Genomic DNA, 20,264 nt, shown 5'->3' with positions numbered 1-20,264 from the left:
TTTGTTATTCCTCTTTCTTTCTTAATGAGCCTAAAAGCGTCGCATAGTCTTCTTTTAGTTTTACGTAATCATTCATTGTATTGACTGCTGTCAATACCGCTAAACTTGCCGTATCTAACTGTTTATTAACATCATGGATTTCATTCATTTTTTGATCGACTAAATTTGCCACTAATTGTACATGGCGTTCTGATTCTGTACCAATAACATGGTATGTTCGATTATATATTTCAACTGATATGCGTTTTTTTTCATTATCTGTCATTTTTGCTGCCTCCTGTGCAACGATGATTCTACTATATATTAACATGAACTTTGCGTAAAAAGAAGTATTTCAAAATCCTGTTATATTTGCTATAGTCTAAAGTATCGGATGATTGGAGGAATGAAGTTTTGGGCCAAATTGTATTAAAAATCTCTGCAGATAAAATAAAGCAAATGAAACAGCACTACCAAGCATACTTAGAAAAAACACCACAGGCTGCCGTTTTTCGCGCAAAGACGCCGAATGCCGTAATCACAGCGTATCATTCCGGGAAAGTGCTTTTCCAGGGCAGTGCTCCGGAAAAAGAGAGTTCCCGGTGGAAAGACGCATCTGCTGCTGCAGAGCCAAAGAAAGCAAAGCATTCCCCAAGTGTAGACACAACTATTTTTCAAAAGAGCCATATTGGATCCGACGAATCTGGAACCGGCGATTATTTCGGGCCAATAACAGTCGCTGCCGTTTTTGCGGACAAAGAGCAGCAATTACAATTAAAACAGCTTGGCGTGGAAGACTCCAAGCACTTAAGAGATGACTTTATTCACCAGCTCGCACAGAAAATTGTAAAGCTGCCCATTTCGTACACCATCCTCAGATTGGAAAACGAAAAATACAATCGCCTGCAAAACAAAGGCTGGTCGCAGGGAAAGATGAAAGCGATGCTGCATCATCACGCTATTGATAAATTGATTAAAAAATTAAATGGAACAGCTTATGACGGTATCGTTATTGATCAATTTTGCACCCCTGCTGTATATAAACGCTATCTGCAGTCGGAAGCATTAAAGCTTCATGATCATACAACCTTTATTACTAAAGCGGAGAGCCATTCCATTAATGTAGCTGCCGCTTCTATATTAGCCAGAGCCCGTTTTGTAACTGCTATGGACAAGTTATCGGAAGAAGCGGGAATTGCCCTGCCAAAAGGTGCATCCAGCACAGTGGATAAAGCAGCTGCAAAGTATATCCGAACCCACGGCGAAAAACAGCTGGGACACGTAGCGAAACTTCATTTTGCGAACACAGAAAAAGCTAAGAAATATTTATAATGGAAGGTGCTATAATGAATATACCTTTAACCAACGATTGGGGACAAGTTTTAGAGCAAGAATTTCAAAAAGACTACTATAAAAATTTACGGGAATTTCTAAAAAAAGAATACAATGCTTTTACTGTCTATCCAGATATGTACGATATATTTAACGCATTACATTACACCGATTTTGAAAATGTGAAGGTGGTTATTTTAGGCCAGGATCCTTACCACGGCCCAAATCAGGCGCATGGCTTAAGTTTCTCTGTACAGCCCGGTGTAGCAGTCCCTCCTTCTTTGAAAAATATGTATCAGGAATTGGCCGCCGATGTCGGTTTTGATATTCCTTCCCATGGTTATTTGAAAGAATGGGCAGAGCAGGGCGTGCTATTACTTAATAATGTTCTGACCGTTCGTGCTCACCAGGCACATTCGCATAAAAATAAAGGCTGGGAACATTTTACGAACCAAGTTATTTATTCGTTAAATCAAAAAGATAACCCGGTTGTTTTCTTATTATGGGGAGCGGCTGCCCAGAAAAAGATGGAATTAATTGATACCGGGAAGCATTATGTTTTGAAAGCACCCCATCCAAGTCCTTTATCCGCACACCGCGGATTTTTTGGGTGCCGCCACTTTTCAAAAACAAATGCTATTCTGGAACAGGAAAACCTGACTCCGATTGATTGGCAACTTTCTATGAATGTGAGTTTGGATAATTGATTTTAGAAGAAAAAGCCGGTAAAACAGCTTGCACGCAAACTGTTTTACCGGCTTTTTTTTGTCAAAATCAGGAACGGACATACGATCCAAACTGATTATTTACTTTTTCAATAATTTCCTGATAAGATGCATCCACTTCTTCATCTTTCAATGTACGGGTTGGATCCTGATACAGGAGACGGTAGGCAACCGATTTTTTACCTTCTTCCATATGCTCTCCCTGATAGACATCAAATATAGATACTTCTTTCACTAAAGGAACACCGACTTCCTGGATAACTGCTTGCACATCACCCGCGGGGACATCATTGTCCAGGATAAAAGCAATGTCCCTTGTTACAGACGGATAGCGCGGAATATCCGCGAAGGAAGGTTCTTCCTGATGTACAGCGAATATCGGTTCCAAATTAACTTCAAATACGTATGTTTCTTTGATGTCAAAGTCTTTTGCAACAAGCGGATGAATTTGGCCTACGTAGCCGATACCTTGGCCATTCAATCGAATTTCTGCGCACCGTCCTGGATGCATATCTTCCATTTTTACCTGAGCAAAGGTAACATCTAACGCCAGATGGGAAAATAATCCTTCCACAATTCCTTTTGCAACATAAAAATCAACCGGCTTTTTCTCTTGCTGCCATGGATGGTTATGCCAAAGCCCTGTTAAAGCACCGGCAACATGCAAGTTCTCTGTCGGCTGGTTAGACACCTGTTCTTCTTCGGAAACAAATACTTTGCCAATTTCATAATAAGCCAGGTCCGTTTGCGTTCTGGCCACATTATGTTCCAGCACACGTAACATTTCCGGAATCAGGCTTAAGCGCAGATGGCTGTGTTCTTCACTCATCGGCAGGGCCAAACCAACCGGATAAACACTTTGATTGCTTATATCCGGCGTCCGGAATCGAGTTGCATCCTGCCGGTTTGTTAGAGAATAAGTCAGAGTTTCCATTAATCCGGCACTTGATAAATAATTTTTCATTTCCCGCTGTAACAATTGAACATCTGTTAATCCGCCAGCTTGTACCCAGCCTTGTGGAATGGTATACGGGAGATGATCATAGCCGTGAATACGGATGATTTCTTCTAAAATATCTTCAAAAATGGAAATATCCAGACGGCGCGTCGGTACTTGAACAATGATTTCTTCCCCTTTTTGGGTGAATTCAAATTGCAGCCGTGCGAGGACCGAAGTAATTGCTTCTTCATCCAAATGCATTCCCAAACGCTGATTTACCTTGGCTGTTGTAATCGACACCGTTTTTTCCGATTTATCCAATTCATCTACTTCCACAACCCCGTTGGCTACTTTGCCATTGGCGTATTTTTGCAGCAGGCTGCAGGCACGAATTCCAGCGCGTTTCACCCGATTCGGATCGACGCCTTTTTCAAAACGGGTACTTGATTCACTGCGCAGCCCTGTTTGTTTTACTGTACGGTGTACAGAAACAGCATCGAAATAAGCAGCCTCTAGCAGAATATTTGTTGTGTTATTCGTTACTTCCGAATCAGCACCACCCATAACTCCCGCTAAAGCAACAGGTTCTTTACCGTTTGTAATGACAAGATTCTTTTCATTCAGTAAACGTTCCTGACCATCCAGCGTCACCATTGTTTCATCTTCTTTTGCTTGGCGGATAACAATCTCTTTCGAACCAAATTGATCATAATCAAATGCATGCAATGGCTGTCCATATTCTAATAATACAAAGTTGGTAATATCGACAACATTGTTAATTGGGCGAACCCCGGCAGCCATTAAATAATTTCGCATCCATAGTGGGGCCTGCTTTATTTCTACGTCTCTTACTACAAAGGCACCGTAATATGGATTATTTTCAATGGAATCAATCTTCACATCAATATAATCCTCGGCTTGTAAAGATGCATCTGGTGCCAAGCTTTCATCAGGTAAATCGATGGGCCGGTTTAAAACAGCTGCTACCTCATACGCTACACCCAGCATACTTAGTGCATCTGGACGATTCGCTAGTACATCTAAATCCAACACAGCGTCATCTAAATTTAATAGTTCTTGTACAGACGCCCCAACTGCTGCATCTTCAGGGAAGACAAAAATACCTTCTGCAACGTCGGCAGGAACGTATTTTTCTTCTAATCCAAGCTCCTGCAAAGAACAAATCATGCCATTGGATTCTACACCGCGCAGCTTTGCTTTTTTAATTTTCATACCACCAGGAAGCTTGGCGCCGGGTTTCGCCACGGCAACCTTTTGACCAGCTGCAATATTTGGCGCTCCGCAGACGATTTGCAGGGACTCTTCTCCAACATCCACCTGGCATAGGTTTAGTTTATCTGCATCTGGATGCTTCTCGCAGGATGTGACATATCCAACAACAATTTTTTCGAGAGCAGGCGCCAGATATTCCACTCCCTCTACTTCAATACCGGACCGTGTTATTTTTTCCGCTAATTCTTCCGGTGTTACCTGGTCTAAATTGACATAGTTTCGTAACCAATTATAAGAAACAAGCATGTCCTCTCCTCCTTCTTCCTCTTACGCTTGATGATATTGTGACAAGAAACGGACATCGTTGGTATAGAAATGACGAATGTCATTCACCCCATATTTCAGCATCGCAATACGTTCCTGTCCCATTCCGAATGCAAATCCGCTGTAAACAGACGAATCATAACCGCTCATTTCCAATACACGCGGGTGTACCATGCCGCCGCCTAAAATTTCGATCCAGCCGGTATTTTTACAAACAGAGCACCCTGCTCCATGACACACCTTACACGACACATCCATTTCCACGGATGGTTCTGTGAACGGGAAGAAAGACGGCCGCAAACGAATTTCGCGATCTTTCCCGAACATTTTTTTCGCAAATACATCCAACGTTCCTTTTAAATCACTCAATGTAATATTTTTATCCACGACTAAACCTTCAATTTGTCTGAATTGATGCGAATGGGTCGCGTCATCCGTATCGCGGCGGTACACTTTCCCCGGGCAAATCATTTTAATCGGGCGTTCCCCTTGATACGCTTCCATGGTCCGCGCTTGTACAGGAGATGTTTGTGTACGCAAAAGCAATTCATTCGTAATAAAGAATGTATCCTGCATATCACGTGCCGGATGATTTTTTGGTAAATTTAATTTTTCAAAATTGTAGTGATCCGTTTCTACTTCTGGGCCTTCTTTTACTTCATAGCCCATCCCGATAAATAAATCCTCAATCTCTTCCATAATACTTGTTAATAAATGCCTGCCGCCGACATGGACCGGATTCCCAGGTAATGTCACGTCGATGGTTTCAGCTTCCAACTGCTTATTCAAAGCTGCTTTTTCCATTTTTTCTGTTTTTGCGTCCAATGCTTCGGTAATCGTTGCGCGGACATTATTGGCAAGTTCCCCGATTACGGGACGCTCTTCCTTGGAAAGCTTTCCCATTCCACGTAGAACAGTTGTTAAAGAGCCTTTTTTACCTAAGTATTTTACTTTCATCTCTTGTAAATCCTGGCTGTTTTCTGCTTGTTCAATAGCTGCGAGAGCCTCACGCTCAATCGCCTGCAAGTCTTCCTTCATTGCGTCAAATACCTCCTTTTAATACTTTCCTGTTTTTGATGGACTTTTGGAAACATAAAAAAGCTCCGTCTCCAAAAAAGGGACGAAGCTATATGGTCGCGGTACCACCCTTGTTGACCGGATAAATATATCCAATCCAACTCTTGCCTCGTAACGGATGGCATGCCCGAATCACCTTTACATTAGTATATGGTCTAAGTGTCCGCTCCAGAGTGAAATGTAATCATCCCAAATGATAGAAATGCTTCCAGTCAAGGCATTTCTTCCCTGCATCATTTATTTGGACAGTTACCTGCTCTTTCATTGCGTTTTGTTGTTTGTTCCTTTTATCGTAAAAAAGAACCTTTTATTTATGATGGAATACAGTTATTATAGAAAAATTATCGCTCCATTGCAAGGCTAATTGTTTAAATAATATAGCAAAACGCCTGCCGCGATGCTGACGTTTAATGACTCCGCTTTGCCGAAAATCGGAATGGTGACACGTTCATCTGCTTTTTCCAATAAAGAATCTTTTACTCCGGCACCTTCATTCCCAAAGATAACCGCAGTTTTTGACGGAACAGGCAGATTCTTGTAATTCTCTGCCTGTTCTAAAGCTGTAGCCCAGACAGTGTAATTCGCTTCTTTGAGCTGGTCCACTTCTTCCTCCAAGTCAGCATGCAAAATAGGCAGGTGGAAAATAGACCCTTGGGTGGACCGGATTACTTTATCATTATATAAATCAACACAACCGCTGCCCAGGATAACGCTATCTGCTCCTGCCGCATCTGCAGTACGTATGATTGTCCCGGCGTTACCTGGATCCTGGACTGCATCCAATAAAACAACTAATTCTCCATTGACTGCCTCTTCCGTCTTTATTTCAACCACGGCCATCACGCCTTGAGGCGAAGCAGTAAAAGAAAGTTCTTTAAAAACCTGCTTCGTTACCTCTGTGACAGGCAGATTTTTTGCCGGCTCCGGTATGGAAGCCTCTTCAGATACAATAATTTCTGTCGTTGTCCAATCACTCGCCAGTGCTTCTTCTATTAAATGTTCGCCCTCAATTAAGAACGTATTCGTTTGCTTTCGATATTTTCTTTGATGCAGTTTTTTTAAATCCTTTATTTTCTCATTCTTCACAGATGTAATCACTATTTTCATCCTATCCAATTTTAAATTCTACATACATCATACATAAAAGCACAACTTCTGGTCAAACTACGTTTAATATCACAAATGAAGGAGTGAAGAAGTGATGGATTTAAATATCCGCAAAGCAATTTACGCAAATATATCGAATAATGATCAAGAACAATTAGAAGCAACCATTGTAGATGCAATCAATAATGGAGAAGAAAAAATGCTGCCTGGACTCGGCGTTCTTTTTGAACTGATTTGGAATCATTCCGATGAAAATGAAAAACAGGAAATGATATCATCCTTAGAGTCAGGAGTCCAAAACGACTTGTCCTGATGGACTCCCGGATATTCTTTTTATGCTTGAATCATGAAAAACATGCTGCGATAAAAAGCGGCATGTTTTTTGTTATACTCTATACTTCAAAAAAGCAGCATCTATACTAAGCAAAATATTCCGTTTCCTATTTAAATTCGACAAATTTAGCAAACGTTGAAACCTTTTATGAATCAGCTTCGTATAACATAGTAGAATGAAAGAAAGCTAGTTTTGTCAAATATTCTGCCGCTGTTCGTTTATACTTCCGTCAAAAAGGGTATAGGCCATTGAGCTTAGCCGTAGGAAGTAAGTTTTGAAACGGTTTGACTACGGGTTTCATTAATGTTATAACGAATGGGTGCTGTTTTTCAAAGCTATAAATTTATGATTCTAATTCTCAGCTTACGAATATAATGTATAGTGTGAACAAAACAGCGGCCTGGCAAAACTACATATGCTAAGCTTTTATTAATCATTCTGAAATGTGCAAATTGCGCAAATTTAATTTCTGGAAAGGAGCATGACTTTGGCGGAAAATAATGATGAACAACCAAAGAAAAAAGGTCTATCAAAGGGGATTATCGCAATTATTATTGCTGTAATCGTCCTTGCAGGTGGAGGTGCAGCTGCATTTTTTATGACCGCATCTTCGCCCAAAGCAACGTTTTTCCAAGCTGAGAAAAATTCCATTGAACAACTTCAACATTTTGCAGAAACAAGATATGAAGGTGAATTCGATTGGTATGAACAATCTATGGAAAATCCTGTTTCACAAAATGCAACATTGGGTGTAAATTTAGAGGGGCTTGAAAATGAAGAATTTGTTGACCCTCAAATGATAGCGATGCTTTCCAATGCAGAGCTGGCAATGAATTCAGAGACGGACATGGAAAACAAACAGGCTTACATGGACTTATCCGTCAATGTAGCAGGAATGAACTTAGATGGTATCGCAGGTTATGTGGAAGGATCTGATGTGTATGCAGAACTCCCTTTCCTAGAAGAAGTACTTCAAATTTCTGATGAGGATATTGGCAGTGTATTAGCTGAAGTTGATCCTTATACGTTTACAGGTAATGAGTCACTTGGTATCGAAGAACTGGTATTTGAAAATAACGGGCAGTTATTAACAGACGAAGAAAAAGAATACATCCAGGATGAATATATCATGTTCGTTTATGATGAACTTCCTGATGATGCCTTTGAAAGTGAAAATGAAGATGTTGAAGTAAATGGGGAATCGATTAGTGCTGAGAAAATAGCGATGAACCTTTCTGAAGATGAATTGAAGTCTGTTATTACTTCTGTTTTAGAAAAAATGAAAGAAGATGAAGAATTTCAGGAAATTTTAAGAAATCAATTTGAAAGAAGTGCCAGCACTCCGCTGCAAGATCCTGAGGTAATGCAGCAGCAGATTGATACGATGTTTGCAGAATTTGATACAGCTATCGACCAAGGTATCGAAGGAGTGGAAAACTTCCAGTTCCCTGATGGTCTACAATCTACACTTTGGGTATCTGATGACAAAGTTGTCCAGCGTGAATTGGTTGCCAGCATGGCACCTGAAGGCGAAGAACCAATTGCATTCAGTTTATCCGGCGGGCAATTATTGAATGATGACCAAATTTATTTCGATCATACATTAACAATGGGTGATGAGAATGTAGAAGCAAATATTGGCTTAAATGGGGACTTCCAAGGTACTGGAGAATCTGTTACCGATAATGCAAATCTTACTTTTGCATTTGACGATGGCTTTACTCCCGTACAATTCGACGCTTCCTACACTGGTGATGAAACATTAGACGGATCTGCTCGTGATTTCGACCGTCAATTTGAATTCACAGCAGATAACCAAACCGTTAATCTTGGCTGGACCGGTGATTCTACCTATGATGGTGATCAAATGAGTTCAAACAATAATATTGCATTCAGTATCCCTGGATATGTTGATAATGTGTCTATGGATGTCAATTCTGAAGGTGCTGTTATCGACGCTGTAGAAGGTATCGATACTTCGAATGTCGTAGATCTTGGTGCCATGTCAGCAGAAGAATTGCAACAATATTTCCAAGGCGACTTTAACAGCCAGTTCCAGCAATGGTTAATGCAATTTGGAATGTAAGTTTGAACATTTATTGATTGAGTTAGAAAGAAAAGAGTGTGCATAGTCATGATTTTTATGAAGCAGACTGGGCTTTTTATCAAAAATCATATACGGCAACTTAAGAGGAAGTGGTATTCACTTCCTCTTCTTTTCATATTTCCGCTTGCTTTAGCGGGACTGATGATGGTGATTGTTGTCAGTTTTTTTGCCCAGGATGAAAACGAACCCATCCAATTGGGGCTCGTCGATTTAGATCATTCAACAGAAACAGACATGATGGTTCAAATATTAGAACAATCCTCTGGTTTTATCGATTTTTTAGAAGTGAATCAAGTATCCGAGGAAGAAGCAGTGGAACAGATTGAACAGAACCAATTAAGTACATATATCGCTTTTCCGCAACATTTTATCCAAGATTTATATCAGGGGCATTCTGTGGAAGTCCCTATTGTTGGAAATAGAAAACAGCAGTTAGAAAGTTACATGATGAACGAAACATTACAAAGTGTCATTCGCCATATTCGTTCTTCTCAAGCGAACATACTGGCAATCAATGAATATGCCAGACAATTTCAAATGGATGATGAAGAAAGAAATGACTTTGTTTTTGAACAATTCCAGGATTTTCTGATGTATACGGTTGGCAGGGATCAGGTTATTAGGGAAAGAACCTTGTCCAATCAGGCAAGCACCTCCCCTATCGCTTATTTCAGCTTGGGCGGCTGGTTTATTATCAGCAGTCTTTGGCTGTTTTCATTATATTATTTTTTCACAAAAGAAAATCCGCCGTTAATCAGCAGACGCATCCGGCTTTACGGGGCCACCCTGTTCAGACAAATGCTTGCTAAAATCATCGTGACACTTGTGCTGTCGCTTATTTTAGGCTGTTTGTCCTTTTTCGGATTGCTTTATTTCTTACAAGTAGAACTCAATTCGGAAAATTGGATGCGCTCGCTGATGCTTATTGCGATGTATCAAGTTGGGTTTGTCGTCTCTTTAGCTATTTTTGAAGCACTTATTGCTTCTTTAAAACTGAGACTGCTTTGCCAAATCCTATTTATATCCATAATCTTATTATTCAGCGGAGCAATGATACCAGTGCTTTATCTGCCGGCAGGAATACAGGATTATCTCCCCTATTCTTACGCTTATAACAGCCTTTATTGGCTGCAGGAAATCATCCTTAATCAAAGGCATTATGCAGAATATACTTCCAGCCTTCTGCTCATTGGTGCGCTTGTCTTTGTATTTCTGGGAATATTAAGCTGGAAGGAGAAGAGAAACCTATGATGGATATCATAACAACACGCTGGCTGCATATGAAGAAACAACTGCTTTCCATCTTGTTTTGGGCAGTCTTCCCTATCCTCTTCACATGGCTGCTTATTTCTGGAACAGAGCTGGTACAAGACCAGAGTTCAATTCCTGTTGGCATTATGTTAGAAGAAGAATCGGATATGGCTGTGCAGTTGAAGGAAAAGCTTGATTCTTCCGATTTTGTTCGTGTGGTTGAAATGGACAATGAAACCGAAATGAGACAGATGGTCGCCACTCATGAATTGGACAGTGCCTTTGTGATTAAAGAAGGATATGCAGATGCCATTCAAGCAGGTCAGCGCAATCAATTAGTGACAAGTTACCGGACAGAATTATCAATGGGATATACACCGGCAGTAGAAATGATTGCTTCCTTTGTTCAGGAAGATAGCGGGAAAGCACGGGCAGCCTATACCATTATGGATTTAGGAGAAACGTTAAACCGCGCTTCTATACCGGCATTCGATGACATCATCAATACCATTTATACGATTGAAGAAAATGAGAATTTGATTTTCACGGATTTCTATTTACTTGGAGAAGAAGCTCAAGATGACACGGGCTTTTCATTATTCCAAAATCCTTGGGGGTTATGGTCCTTATTTACGCTATTATCTACCTTCTTTTTATTCGATTGGCTGATAAAAGAAAAAAACGCCGTCGCCCGCATCCGTTTTACATTTAATCGATTTTCGTTTCAAACGTATTTACTTTCTAACCTGCTTCTATACATTCTTGGTTTATTTGTATTGGATATGCTGGCTTGGGGAGTCTTCTATCTTTTATATGATGAATCATTTAGTCTATCGCAATTGGTTTATTTGGCCAGTTTCCGGCTGACGGTTTGCATGTTTGTCTTCTTAATCGGGTTAGCTTTTAAAAAACAGCTGCCCTACTATATCACGGCGATTCTCATGGTTTTAGTAACTGCAATTATCAGTGGAATTATTTTACCGATGGACGGTATTTACGAAAACTATCCTTGGGTTGCTTTCTTAAACCCTTTAAGACAGGTTGTTTATGAAGAAGGATGGAGCGGCTGGACGTTCATTACACCAGTTTGTCTAATCATCTGGTATGTGAAAGGAGTTTTTCATGATGCAGCTGGAAATTGATCATGTATCGAAATCATTTGGAAGAAAGAAAATACTTGAAGATATATCTTTTCAAGTTCACGCTGGAGAGATTATTGGGCTGGTCGGGGAAAACGGCGCAGGAAAATCTTCTCTCCTGCATATATTAGCAACGATTTCCAAGGCAAATACAGGAACCATACGTTTAGGAAAATGGACTTATGAAAAAAATCGCAAACAGCTTCGCAGGCTAGTCGGGTTTGTTCCTCAGGATATTGCTTTATGGGAAGACATGACAGTGAAAGAAAATATGGTTTTCTTTGAAAAGCTTTCTTGGGTAAACCGTTCCAAAAAAGAATTAAAACAACTCTGCGAAGACATGGAATTATTCAAATGGAAAGAACCTGTGCATACACTTTCCGGTGGAATGAAACGCAAACTAAACCTGGCTATCAGTTTAATTCACGACCCGGAATTATTGTTGCTGGATGAACCGACAGTTGGTATTGATTTACGATCCAAAAAAGAAATCGCCAGTTATCTGAAACAAAAAGCTCAGGTTGACAATAAAATGATTATGTATACCTCGCATGACATGGAGGAAATTCAAAGTATCTGCGACACTGTTATATGTATAGGCAATGACCCGTTCTATGAGAATTTATTACGGGAAAGAAACATGAAAATTATTTCTTTCTAATATTGCCTAACGAATATAAAACAGATAGAATAATAGTAATTCGTAATAAAGATTGCTATTTCAGATGGATTCAAGGACGATAAACCTATTTTTAGTTATGATGGACGGTGAAGATAAATGGAAATCAATACAAATCAGCAGTCGAATCCCCTAGATACGTTATCTATGACACCTGCTTCAGGGGGGATTCCCGAGGAAAACACCGGTTTTGGCAGTAAGTCTTTTCAACAGCTGTTATTAGAAAGAATTCAGGAGGCGGAAGAACGTACGGCGCAGGATTTTGGCTCAAATATTCAAAAACCCACCTTTGCTTCCTCTCCAGCAGCGCAAACGCAAGCACCAGTATCAGCTACTGCAAATCAGGCTGCTCATGAAAACGGAGGAAATTATCAAAATATCGTTCAAGAAATGGCAAATAAATACAACGTCAATGAACGATTAATCAATGCTGTTATTCAGCAGGAATCTAATTTCAACCCTAATGCAGGCAGTCAAGCTGGAGCGCAAGGTTTAATGCAATTAATGCCGGAAACAGCGGCAGGTTTAGGTGTGACGAATTCCTACGATCCTCGTCAAAACATTGAAGGCGGCACGAAGTACTTAAGTCAGATGCTGAACAAATATAACGGAAATACTGAACTAGCTTTGGCAGCTTATAACGCAGGTCCCGGAAATGTTGATAAACATCAAGGCATTCCTCCTTTTCAAGAAACAACAGATTATGTATCTAAAATAATGAATACATACCATGCCTGATGATAGATAAGGTATATGTGTTGATATTGTATAACTGAAATAAATAGTAAGGAATCCATTAAAAACTTGATTCCTTACTATTTTTAGTAGTTACATGAAATAAAGAATGGAGTTGACTTTCTTGCAACAGAAAAAAATAATCATTGCACCCGATTCTTTTAAAGAAAGCATGACAGCTAAACAAGCGGCAGAGGCAATAGCTAGAGGTTTTCAAAATGTTTTTCCGGATGATACTCAACTGGAGATTATCCCGATGGCAGATGGCGGTGAAGGAACAACCCAATCATTAGCAGACGCCCTCCTAGGTACAATTCATTATCAAACGGTTACTGATCCGATGGGCGAACCTGTCAGAGCTGCTTATGCCATATCCGGAGATAAATCGACTGCAATCATTGAAGCAGCAGCAGCTTCAGGTTTGGAATTGGTTCCGCCCCACAAAAGAAACCCGATGCTTGCAACAAGTTATGGAACTGGAGAATTAATCAAAGCAGCCTTGGAACATGGCGTTTCCAAAATTATTCTCGGAATTGGAGGAAGCGCTACCAACGATGGAGGTACCGGTATGTTGGAAGCACTGGGTGCTGTTTTCTATCATCAGAATGGAGAGAAGTTACAGCGCGGCGGAGGAGATTTGATTCATCTCAGCCATATTGACACTTCTCTTTTGGATGCCAGATTGCACCATGTAGAAATCGTTGTCGCCTGTGATGTGGATAATCCCCTTTTAGGAGCAGATGGCGCCAGTGCTATTTATGGTCCGCAAAAAGGAGCAAATGAAGAAATGGTCCATCAACTTGACCAGGCGTTAAGTCATTTTCATGATGTGCAAGAAAAAATCACACATCAATCGGTGAAAGATATTCCCGGATCCGGTGCTGCCGGCGGTCTTGGTACAGCTTTTCTAGCCTTTTTAAACGCAAAGCTTGAGCCGGGGATTAACATTGTTTTGAAAGAAACAAATTTCTACAAACGCGCTGCGGGAGCAAATCTTGTTATTACCGGCGAAGGAAAAATAGACGGACAAACCATTTTTGGTAAAACACCAGTCGGCGTTGCAAAAGCAGCCAAACAAAGTAATATTCCTGTGATTGCTGTATGCGGAACATTAGGACAAAACTATGAAAAAGTATATGATCACGGAATTGATGCAGCCTTTAGCATGATGCAATCTCCATGTTCGCTTAATGACGCTTTAGAAAATGGTCCTGCTTACTTAGAAGGATTAGCAACAAATATTGCCAAAGTACTTCAATGGAATCACACTTTTTAACATACATGAAAAGATTCGTTTATCTATTAGCGATAAACGAATCTTTTTTAGTTACTCATATTCTTTTTCTATTGTTTTATTACTGCGGACTGTGTCAATTTCTCTTACTTGACTTTCAATCTGTTCACGCTTTGGCTCAAGGAATGGTGGCAATGCTAATTTTTCTCCTACTGTTTCATAGGGTTCATCTTCCATAAATCCTGGGCCAGCTGTTGCAATTTCAAATAATACTTGCGGTGCAACCGGTGTATACAATGAACCAAAATAGAAACGTTCAACGAACCCGGAAGTTCGAAAACCAAATTGTTCTATTCTTTGCTGCCAAGCGTCCAAATCTTCTCGTTCATCTACACATAATGCCGCATGATGAACGGTACCGTAACCCTGTCTGGCAGGTGGTAATTCCTCATTATGCTCGACGATGATTCGAGCGCCATTACCTCCTTCACCTATTTCAAATAGGTGGAGAGCTCCGTCATTCGAAATTTCATTGTACATAAAGACTTTTTCCAGCACTTCTTTGAAAAAAGTAAAATCTGCGACACGTACAACAACAGGACCAAGTCCAGTGATACCATATTCTAATGGAATCGGACCATTTTGCCAAGGTGTTCCTGCCACTCTGCCATTGTTATTTTCATCGGAAACAAGTTGATACCTTTGATCATCAAAATCAGCGAAAGATACAGTTTTTACATCAAATTGCTGTTCTATTCCTGTATGGGCGATACCTAAGCGGTCAAAGCGTTTTACCCAGTACTCCAGTGCTTCATCACTTGGCACGCGTAAAGATGTTTTATAGATTTCGTTTGTTCCATGCTTACCTTTCGGGATTCCCGGAAAATCAAAAAAGGTCATATCTGTTCCGGCATTTCCTTCATCATCTGCAAAGAATAAATGATACGTATGAATATCATCTTGATTAACGGTTTTTTTAACTAAACGCATCCCAAGTACATAGGTAAAAAATTCATAGTTCTTTTCGGCGCTGCTTGTAATAGCTGTAACGTGGTGCATTCCACGAATTGGATTCATTTATAAAACTCCCTTATATTTAATTCAATTATTTTTAATTAAATATAATTTATCATAGCTTTGGTTATCTGTCAAGAATAGATGCTTTGATATGAAAAAAACCGTGCATTTTTTATATGTTACATGGCACGGTTTTTTCATCTATATTAAGCTTTGATTAACGCATCTACGGTTTCACGATCCATTTTCTTTATTACGGCTGTCAATAATTTTACGGCATTTTCATAGTCATCACGGTGAAGAATTCCGGCATGAGAATGAATATAGCGGGTTGCTACCGTAACGGACAAAGATGGTACACCGTTGCCGGCCAGGTGGATAGATCCAGAATCTGTACCACCGCCTGCCATCGTTGTAAATTGATAGGGGATATCATTCTCTTCCGCTGTGTCCACAACTAGATCACGGAGACCTTTATGCGAGACCATCGAAGCATCATATAGTACAATTTGCGGGCCGTCTCCAAGCTTGCTGTCTGCTTCCTGCTTCGCGATACCTGGTGTATCACCTGCGATTCCTACATCCACGCCAAAACCGATATCCGGCTGAATCAGGTGCGAAGATGTTTTTGCTCCGCGCAATCCGACTTCTTCCTGAATCGTTCCCACACCATAGACTGTGTTCGGATGCTTCTCTCCTTTTAATGCTTTTAATACATCGATAGCAATTGCTAAACCGATACGATTGTCCCATGCTTTGGCCATCAGTAATTTTTCATTTTTTAAGGGAGTAAACTCAAAATACGGGACAATGGAATCACCCGGTTTCACACCAAAAGATTCTGCCTCTTCTTTACTTGTCGCACCAATGTCTATAAACATATCTTTTATTTCATAAGGTTTTTTTCTTGCTTCCGGGCTAAGTACGTGCGGGGGTTTTGAACCAATCACACCCGGCACATCTCCTTTTGCCCCCATAATGGTGACACACTGTGCGAGCATAACCTGATTCCACCAGCCGCCAGCAGTCTGGAAATAAAGAAAGCCATTTTCATCAATACGTGTCAACATCAGACCTATTTCATCCAAATGGCCGGCAACCATAATCTTTGGTCCATTTTCATCGCCTGTTTTTTTAGCAATCGAGCTTCCCAGATTATCCGTTGTCAATTCATCTGCGTAAGGCTTGATATAGCTTTCAAAGACATCTCGTACCTCTTTTTCATTTCCCGGTATTCCTTTCGCATCTGTTAAATCCTTGAGCATTGTTAAGGTATTATCTAATTTTTCCATGTTCAATATCTCTCCTTTAAAAATTTTTAATAACCTTGGTCCTGACGCTGATAATTAATTTGATTTTTCTCCCAATAGGCTTGTCGAATATCTCTATCTGCAAATCCAAGGCGGTTACCTAAATAAAGACTCCAGCTAAATAATTGCTGATAGTTGCCATCTGTTGGATTTTCCCGATAAGCAATGGCTTTTTCATATACGTGATAAAAGCATTCTGATTCTGTGCAAGACGCTTGTACCTCATCTTTTTCTTCTCTGTGATACATGTAACCTTTTTCTATCCCGATAGACATTAAGAAATGCAGGACGTCTACATATTCTTCCAAAATAACTTGCTGGCTATTCCTTGGTTTGGTACTCCAAAATTTAAAACACCTCGTTTCATTTGCAAGTTCTCCAAGCTCTACCAACAAAGCTAAATGCTTTTCCTGAAATAGGTTTACTTCTGACAAATCATGATTATTTTCAATGTATGTATCCAATTGCTTTTGCATTTCAAATAGTTGATTCCAATCCAAAGTTACGCCTCCTTATCTTTATTGCTTCTATTTTATCATAGACGTTTACGAATAGCTTTTCAAAATCACTATTTATATAGATCATTAAAGCATATAAGCATACGTCACTATCAAGCTTTCATAATGATAGCCGCATATATCCCGCTTATTGATAAACTTTCTACAAATTTTTATAAAAAATTGATTCTCCTGAAACTTTTTTGAGACTCATTCGTAACTAGGGATAACAGGACGTTCTAAGGAGTAGATAATTATGGCCATCATTATCTTTCGAATATTATTAGTCATTGCAATTGCGTTGATTATTTATACATGGATTCAATACGTAAGAAGCCCTGAGCGAAAACTGCGTATCTCTCAGCAAAATCAGGGATTTTACTTATTAGATGAACAAAATAATAATAAGAAGAATTTCCAATTAACCTATAAAGGCTGTCTTTTTATTGGCGAAAAGTATTTAGGTACTACGGAAGATGCTTTTGAAGTAGTGGATATTCATGTTACTGTTAAAAATCCGCTGGAGCTTCGCGGTTTAACGAGGGAAGATTTGTATTTTCTGGAGCAGGAAATATTAATTCATTATCCGCATGCGTCCATCACTTGGAAACACCCGATTAATGAACTTATTATAACGGAAATCACAAAAGAGTAACCCATCCTCAACTGGATGGAACAGCAACGTATAAAATCGTCTTTCTTTTGTTAAGGCAAAACAACCAGCTCTTCTGCTCAGGAGCTGGTTGTTTTGCTTGCCTGTAAAGGTTCCGGTAATCCATTGTGTTCTCTGCAGGAAGCTGATGATGAAGCAAAAAATTCCTTCCACTTGATGATGATTTCTTTTCTCCTTAACAGATACAAGGATGGGAGCAAGGCGATGATAAAAACGGCGATGTACATCGGAGAAAGCCGGGAAATCCAGCCGCCGATACTTGTGTAGACAATAGCTAGAGGAATATTCGTTATAATAGAAGATTTCATATACCCTTTGAAAGTGTGATTCGTTTCAATCAAACATAAGGATAATAAATGAAAATGAATAAATGGCACAAGACGCAGCAGCGTGATTTGAGCGGTTGTCATCTCTGTATTTTTACCGAGGAGGCGCTGTTTCAAAATGATTAGTTTATCGATCGATTTTGGCATCCAGCCTGCCATCACATAAAAAAGCAAGCTCGCCATCGTTATTCCTATGATAGAATAAACACTTCCCGCTATTGGACCAAATAAAATGCCGCCAGAAATACAAATAAATACAACTGGTAAGAATAACATTGGCCGAATGAGATGGAGCATTATAAATAACAGCGGGGAAAGCACACCACCCATCTCAATAATCACCAGCAAGTAATTCCCAACGTATTCCATGGCCACCCCTCCTTGAGGAAGCTGGTATTACTTTTATTTATATATATGTTTCAAGACGAGCTGTCTATGATAAAAGAATTGCCTGCGGTTTTCTACATCAGATTAGTTAAAAAGTAAATCATTTCTTCAGAAAAGAAACCCAACCCTATAAAACAGCTCAAATTAACAATAATTAAAACGGGTATACCGATAGTAAAGCTGGTATGTTTTGTTTTATGCCGAAATGTCTGCATACCAATATATATACCGATACTGCCTCCTAACACAGCCAGCAGCCAAAAAGTGCGCTCCGGAATACGATATGCATGCTGTTTTGCTTTTTGTTTATCTTTGAACATTAAATAAAATCCGATGATATTTGCTGCGAGTAAATAAATAATCCATGAAGTGACGTTTTCCATCTTTTCCTCCTGTTTCTATCATTAATGAATAAATACCCTTTTTATCATAAAGCAAGTTACTGGTTGCCGCAACGCTGGAAAATTTTGAAGCCAAAAAAAGACCGTTCCCCATCCAGGAAACGATCTTTCTTTCATCTTATTTTAAAGCGTCTTTCGCTTGAGATACTAATTGAGTAAATGCTTGTTCGTCATTAATAGCTAAATCTGAAAGCATTTTACGATTAATATCAATACCGGCAAGTTTCAAACCGTGCATTAATTTGCTGTAAGAAATATCATTCAAACGAGCAGCAGCATTAATACGGGAAATCCAAAGTTTACGGAAATCACGTTTTTTCTGTCTGCGGTCACGATAAGCATATTGACCTGATTTAATAACTTGTTGTTTTGCTGTTTTAAATAGCGTTCTTTTCGAACCATAATAACCTTTTGCTAGTTTTAAGACGCGCTTACGACGACGACGCGTCACTGTTCCACCTTTAACACGTGGCATAAGAAATCCCTCCTGATTCAATTACATTTCTAAATTTATTCTTTTGGTAGCATTTGTTTAATACGTTGATAGTCTCCGGAAGAAACTAGAGCACTTTTACGCAATTTACGTTTTTGCTTTTGAGATTTGTGTGCAAACATATGGCTAGTGTATGCATGTGATCTTTTTACTTTTCCAGATCCAGTTTTTCTGAAGCGTTTAGCTGAACCTTTATGAGTTTTCATTTTAGGCATAATTTTTTCCTCCAGTCATTACAATAAAAGCTTATTTTTTTTCATTTAATGGAGCGACCATCATAAACATATTCCGGCCTTCCATTTTCGGTTTTGTTTCTACTGAACCAATATCCTTCACTTCTTCAGCGAAACGGTCCAATACTTCTTTCCCCAGTTCTTTATGGGTAATCGCACGCCCGCGGAAACGAACCGCAGCTTTTACTTTGTCCCCTTTTTCCAAGAACTTACGTGCATTTTTGAGCTTCGTTTCAAAGTCATGGTCACCAATTCCAGGTGTAAAACGTACTTCCTTCACATTGATTACTTTTTGCTTTTTACGAGCTTCCTTCTCTTTCTTCTGCTGCTCAAAACGATACTTCCCGAAATCCATAATACGACATACCGGTGGTTTTGCGTTTGGAGCCACTAATACTAAATCAAGGTTGCGTTTCCCTGCAATATCCAGTGCTTCATTACGGGATTTGACTCCCAACTGGTCCCCATTTGAATCAATGAGACGAACTTCTCTTGCACGAATTTTTTCGTTAACATTCATATCCTTGCTAATAGCCGGCCACCTCCGAAATTTTGTTACTGATCTATCTGGACAAGTCATTTCAATACATAAAAAAAGTGTCGGTACATACTTGCACCCACACATCTCCTCATTCGTAAACATGAATCGTGATGAACCAGTTAACTATCCACAAGGGATGTCAATCAGGTGAGAAGCGGGTGCTTCTACTTGTCTTTAGATCATATCATTA

At 39.7% G+C, this 20,264-nt stretch carries 22 protein-coding genes and 1 other annotated feature; of the genes, 10 read left to right on the top strand and 12 right to left on the bottom strand.

Annotation, left to right across the window (positions count from 1 at the left end; genetic code table 11):
- Window positions 1-4: 4 nt before the first annotated feature.
- Window positions 5-265, bottom strand: a complete 261-nt coding sequence (zapA, locus tag B7E05_RS10720) for a cell division protein ZapA (RefSeq protein WP_080874190.1) — start codon at window positions 263-265, stop codon at window positions 5-7.
- A gap of 128 nt (window positions 266-393) precedes the next feature.
- Here zapA and rnhC point away from each other — a divergent pair, with 128 nt between their 5' ends.
- Entirely contained in the window at window positions 394-1,311 is a 918-nt protein-coding gene (gene rnhC, locus B7E05_RS10715; protein WP_080874189.1) for a ribonuclease HIII, read from the top strand.
- Window positions 1,312-1,325: 14 nt separating this feature from the next.
- Window positions 1,326-2,018: a uracil-DNA glycosylase gene (ung, locus tag B7E05_RS10710; RefSeq protein WP_080876280.1), complete on the top strand. Its 693-nt coding sequence runs from the start codon at window positions 1,326-1,328 to the stop codon at window positions 2,016-2,018.
- A 67-nt stretch (window positions 2,019-2,085) separates the two neighbouring features.
- Here the strand turns inward: ung and pheT are convergent, their stop codons facing one another.
- From pheT to B7E05_RS10695, 3 genes are all read right to left on the bottom strand, one after another.
- A complete protein-coding gene (gene pheT / locus B7E05_RS10705; RefSeq protein WP_080874188.1) occupies window positions 2,086-4,515 on the bottom strand; it encodes a phenylalanine--tRNA ligase subunit beta in 2,430 nt (809 codons plus the stop codon).
- 21 nt (window positions 4,516-4,536) lie between these two features.
- Window positions 4,537-5,571, bottom strand: a complete 1,035-nt coding sequence (gene pheS, locus B7E05_RS10700) for a phenylalanine--tRNA ligase subunit alpha (RefSeq protein WP_080874187.1) — start codon at window positions 5,569-5,571, stop codon at window positions 4,537-4,539.
- Window positions 5,572-5,970: 399 nt separating this feature from the next.
- Window positions 5,971-6,717 (bottom strand): TrmH family RNA methyltransferase, encoded by a 747-nt coding sequence (locus B7E05_RS10695; RefSeq protein ID WP_342744993.1) that lies wholly within the window; start codon window positions 6,715-6,717, stop codon window positions 5,971-5,973.
- 94 nt (window positions 6,718-6,811) lie between these two features.
- Between B7E05_RS10695 and sspI the strand changes: the two genes are divergently transcribed.
- The 7 genes from sspI (at window position 6,812) to B7E05_RS10660 (ending at window position 14,238) form a co-directional block, all read left to right on the top strand.
- Complete coding sequence (gene sspI / locus B7E05_RS10690; protein ID WP_080874185.1) at window positions 6,812-7,030, top strand: small acid-soluble spore protein SspI; 219 nt, start codon at window positions 6,812-6,814, stop codon at window positions 7,028-7,030.
- Window positions 7,031-7,538: 508 nt separating this feature from the next.
- Window positions 7,539-9,137, top strand: a complete 1,599-nt coding sequence (locus B7E05_RS10685; protein ID WP_080874184.1) for a DUF6583 family protein — start codon at window positions 7,539-7,541, stop codon at window positions 9,135-9,137.
- Window positions 9,138-9,185: 48 nt separating this feature from the next.
- The gene (locus B7E05_RS10680) at window positions 9,186-10,409 is read left to right on the top strand and encodes an ABC transporter permease (protein ID WP_080874183.1); all 1,224 of its coding nucleotides are present in this window, start codon (window positions 9,186-9,188) and stop codon (window positions 10,407-10,409) included.
- Window positions 10,406-11,551, top strand: coding sequence for an ABC transporter permease (locus B7E05_RS10675; RefSeq protein WP_080874182.1), 1,146 nt, complete (start codon window positions 10,406-10,408; stop codon window positions 11,549-11,551). The genes B7E05_RS10680 and B7E05_RS10675 overlap by 4 nt, the downstream gene beginning before the upstream one ends.
- Complete coding sequence (locus tag B7E05_RS10670; protein ID WP_080874181.1) at window positions 11,535-12,209, top strand: ABC transporter ATP-binding protein; 675 nt, start codon at window positions 11,535-11,537, stop codon at window positions 12,207-12,209. The genes B7E05_RS10675 and B7E05_RS10670 overlap by 17 nt, the downstream gene beginning before the upstream one ends.
- Before the next feature lie 117 nt (window positions 12,210-12,326).
- Window positions 12,327-12,965, top strand: a complete 639-nt coding sequence (locus tag B7E05_RS10665) for a lytic transglycosylase domain-containing protein (RefSeq protein ID WP_080874180.1) — start codon at window positions 12,327-12,329, stop codon at window positions 12,963-12,965.
- Window positions 12,966-13,086: 121 nt separating this feature from the next.
- Window positions 13,087-14,238 (top strand): glycerate kinase, encoded by a 1,152-nt coding sequence (locus B7E05_RS10660; RefSeq protein ID WP_143833217.1) that lies wholly within the window; start codon window positions 13,087-13,089, stop codon window positions 14,236-14,238.
- Window positions 14,239-14,289: 51 nt separating this feature from the next.
- Here the strand turns inward: B7E05_RS10660 and B7E05_RS10655 are convergent, their stop codons facing one another.
- From B7E05_RS10655 to B7E05_RS10645, 3 genes are all read right to left on the bottom strand, one after another.
- Complete coding sequence (locus tag B7E05_RS10655) at window positions 14,290-15,273, bottom strand: ring-cleaving dioxygenase (RefSeq protein ID WP_080874178.1); 984 nt, start codon at window positions 15,271-15,273, stop codon at window positions 14,290-14,292.
- Window positions 15,274-15,419: 146 nt separating this feature from the next.
- Window positions 15,420-16,505 carry a M42 family metallopeptidase gene (locus B7E05_RS10650; protein ID WP_080874177.1) on the bottom strand — a complete coding sequence of 362 codons (1,086 nt, stop codon included), beginning with the start codon at window positions 16,503-16,505 and terminating at the stop codon, window positions 15,420-15,422.
- A 26-nt stretch (window positions 16,506-16,531) separates the two neighbouring features.
- Window positions 16,532-17,023, bottom strand: coding sequence for a dUTP diphosphatase (locus tag B7E05_RS10645; protein ID WP_080874176.1), 492 nt, complete (start codon window positions 17,021-17,023; stop codon window positions 16,532-16,534).
- Between the two features lie 253 nt (window positions 17,024-17,276).
- Here B7E05_RS10645 and B7E05_RS10640 point away from each other — a divergent pair, with 253 nt between their 5' ends.
- Complete coding sequence (locus B7E05_RS10640) at window positions 17,277-17,675, top strand: sigma-w pathway protein ysdB (protein ID WP_080874175.1); 399 nt, start codon at window positions 17,277-17,279, stop codon at window positions 17,673-17,675.
- A 77-nt stretch (window positions 17,676-17,752) separates the two neighbouring features.
- On the opposite strand, the gene B7E05_RS10635 is transcribed toward B7E05_RS10640, so the two are convergent.
- From B7E05_RS10635 to infC, 5 genes are all read right to left on the bottom strand, one after another.
- Window positions 17,753-18,388, bottom strand: coding sequence for a TVP38/TMEM64 family protein (locus B7E05_RS10635; RefSeq protein ID WP_080874174.1), 636 nt, complete (start codon window positions 18,386-18,388; stop codon window positions 17,753-17,755).
- A 92-nt stretch (window positions 18,389-18,480) separates the two neighbouring features.
- On the bottom strand, window positions 18,481-18,789 hold the full coding sequence (locus tag B7E05_RS10630; RefSeq protein ID WP_080874173.1) for a DUF1294 domain-containing protein: 309 nt from the start codon (window positions 18,787-18,789) through the stop codon (window positions 18,481-18,483).
- A gap of 136 nt (window positions 18,790-18,925) precedes the next feature.
- The gene (gene rplT / locus B7E05_RS10625; protein WP_080874172.1) at window positions 18,926-19,282 is read right to left on the bottom strand and encodes a 50S ribosomal protein L20; all 357 of its coding nucleotides are present in this window, start codon (window positions 19,280-19,282) and stop codon (window positions 18,926-18,928) included.
- Between the two features lie 35 nt (window positions 19,283-19,317).
- Window positions 19,318-19,515: a 50S ribosomal protein L35 gene (gene rpmI / locus B7E05_RS10620; RefSeq protein WP_080874171.1), complete on the bottom strand. Its 198-nt coding sequence runs from the start codon at window positions 19,513-19,515 to the stop codon at window positions 19,318-19,320.
- A 31-nt stretch (window positions 19,516-19,546) separates the two neighbouring features.
- A complete protein-coding gene (gene infC, locus B7E05_RS10615) occupies window positions 19,547-20,053 on the bottom strand; it encodes a translation initiation factor IF-3 (protein WP_080874170.1) in 507 nt (168 codons plus the stop codon).
- Between the two features lie 65 nt (window positions 20,054-20,118).
- Window positions 20,119-20,250: a sequence feature (ribosomal protein L20 leader region), on the bottom strand.
- Window positions 20,251-20,264 lie beyond the last annotated feature (14 nt).

The sequence above is a fragment of the Oceanobacillus timonensis genome, from assembly GCF_900166635.1.
Classification (GTDB): Bacteria; Bacillota; Bacilli; order Bacillales; family Amphibacillaceae; genus Oceanobacillus; species Oceanobacillus timonensis.
Note: the sequence above shows the minus strand (reverse complement) of the source record. Positions and strands in the feature narration are given on the sequence as shown.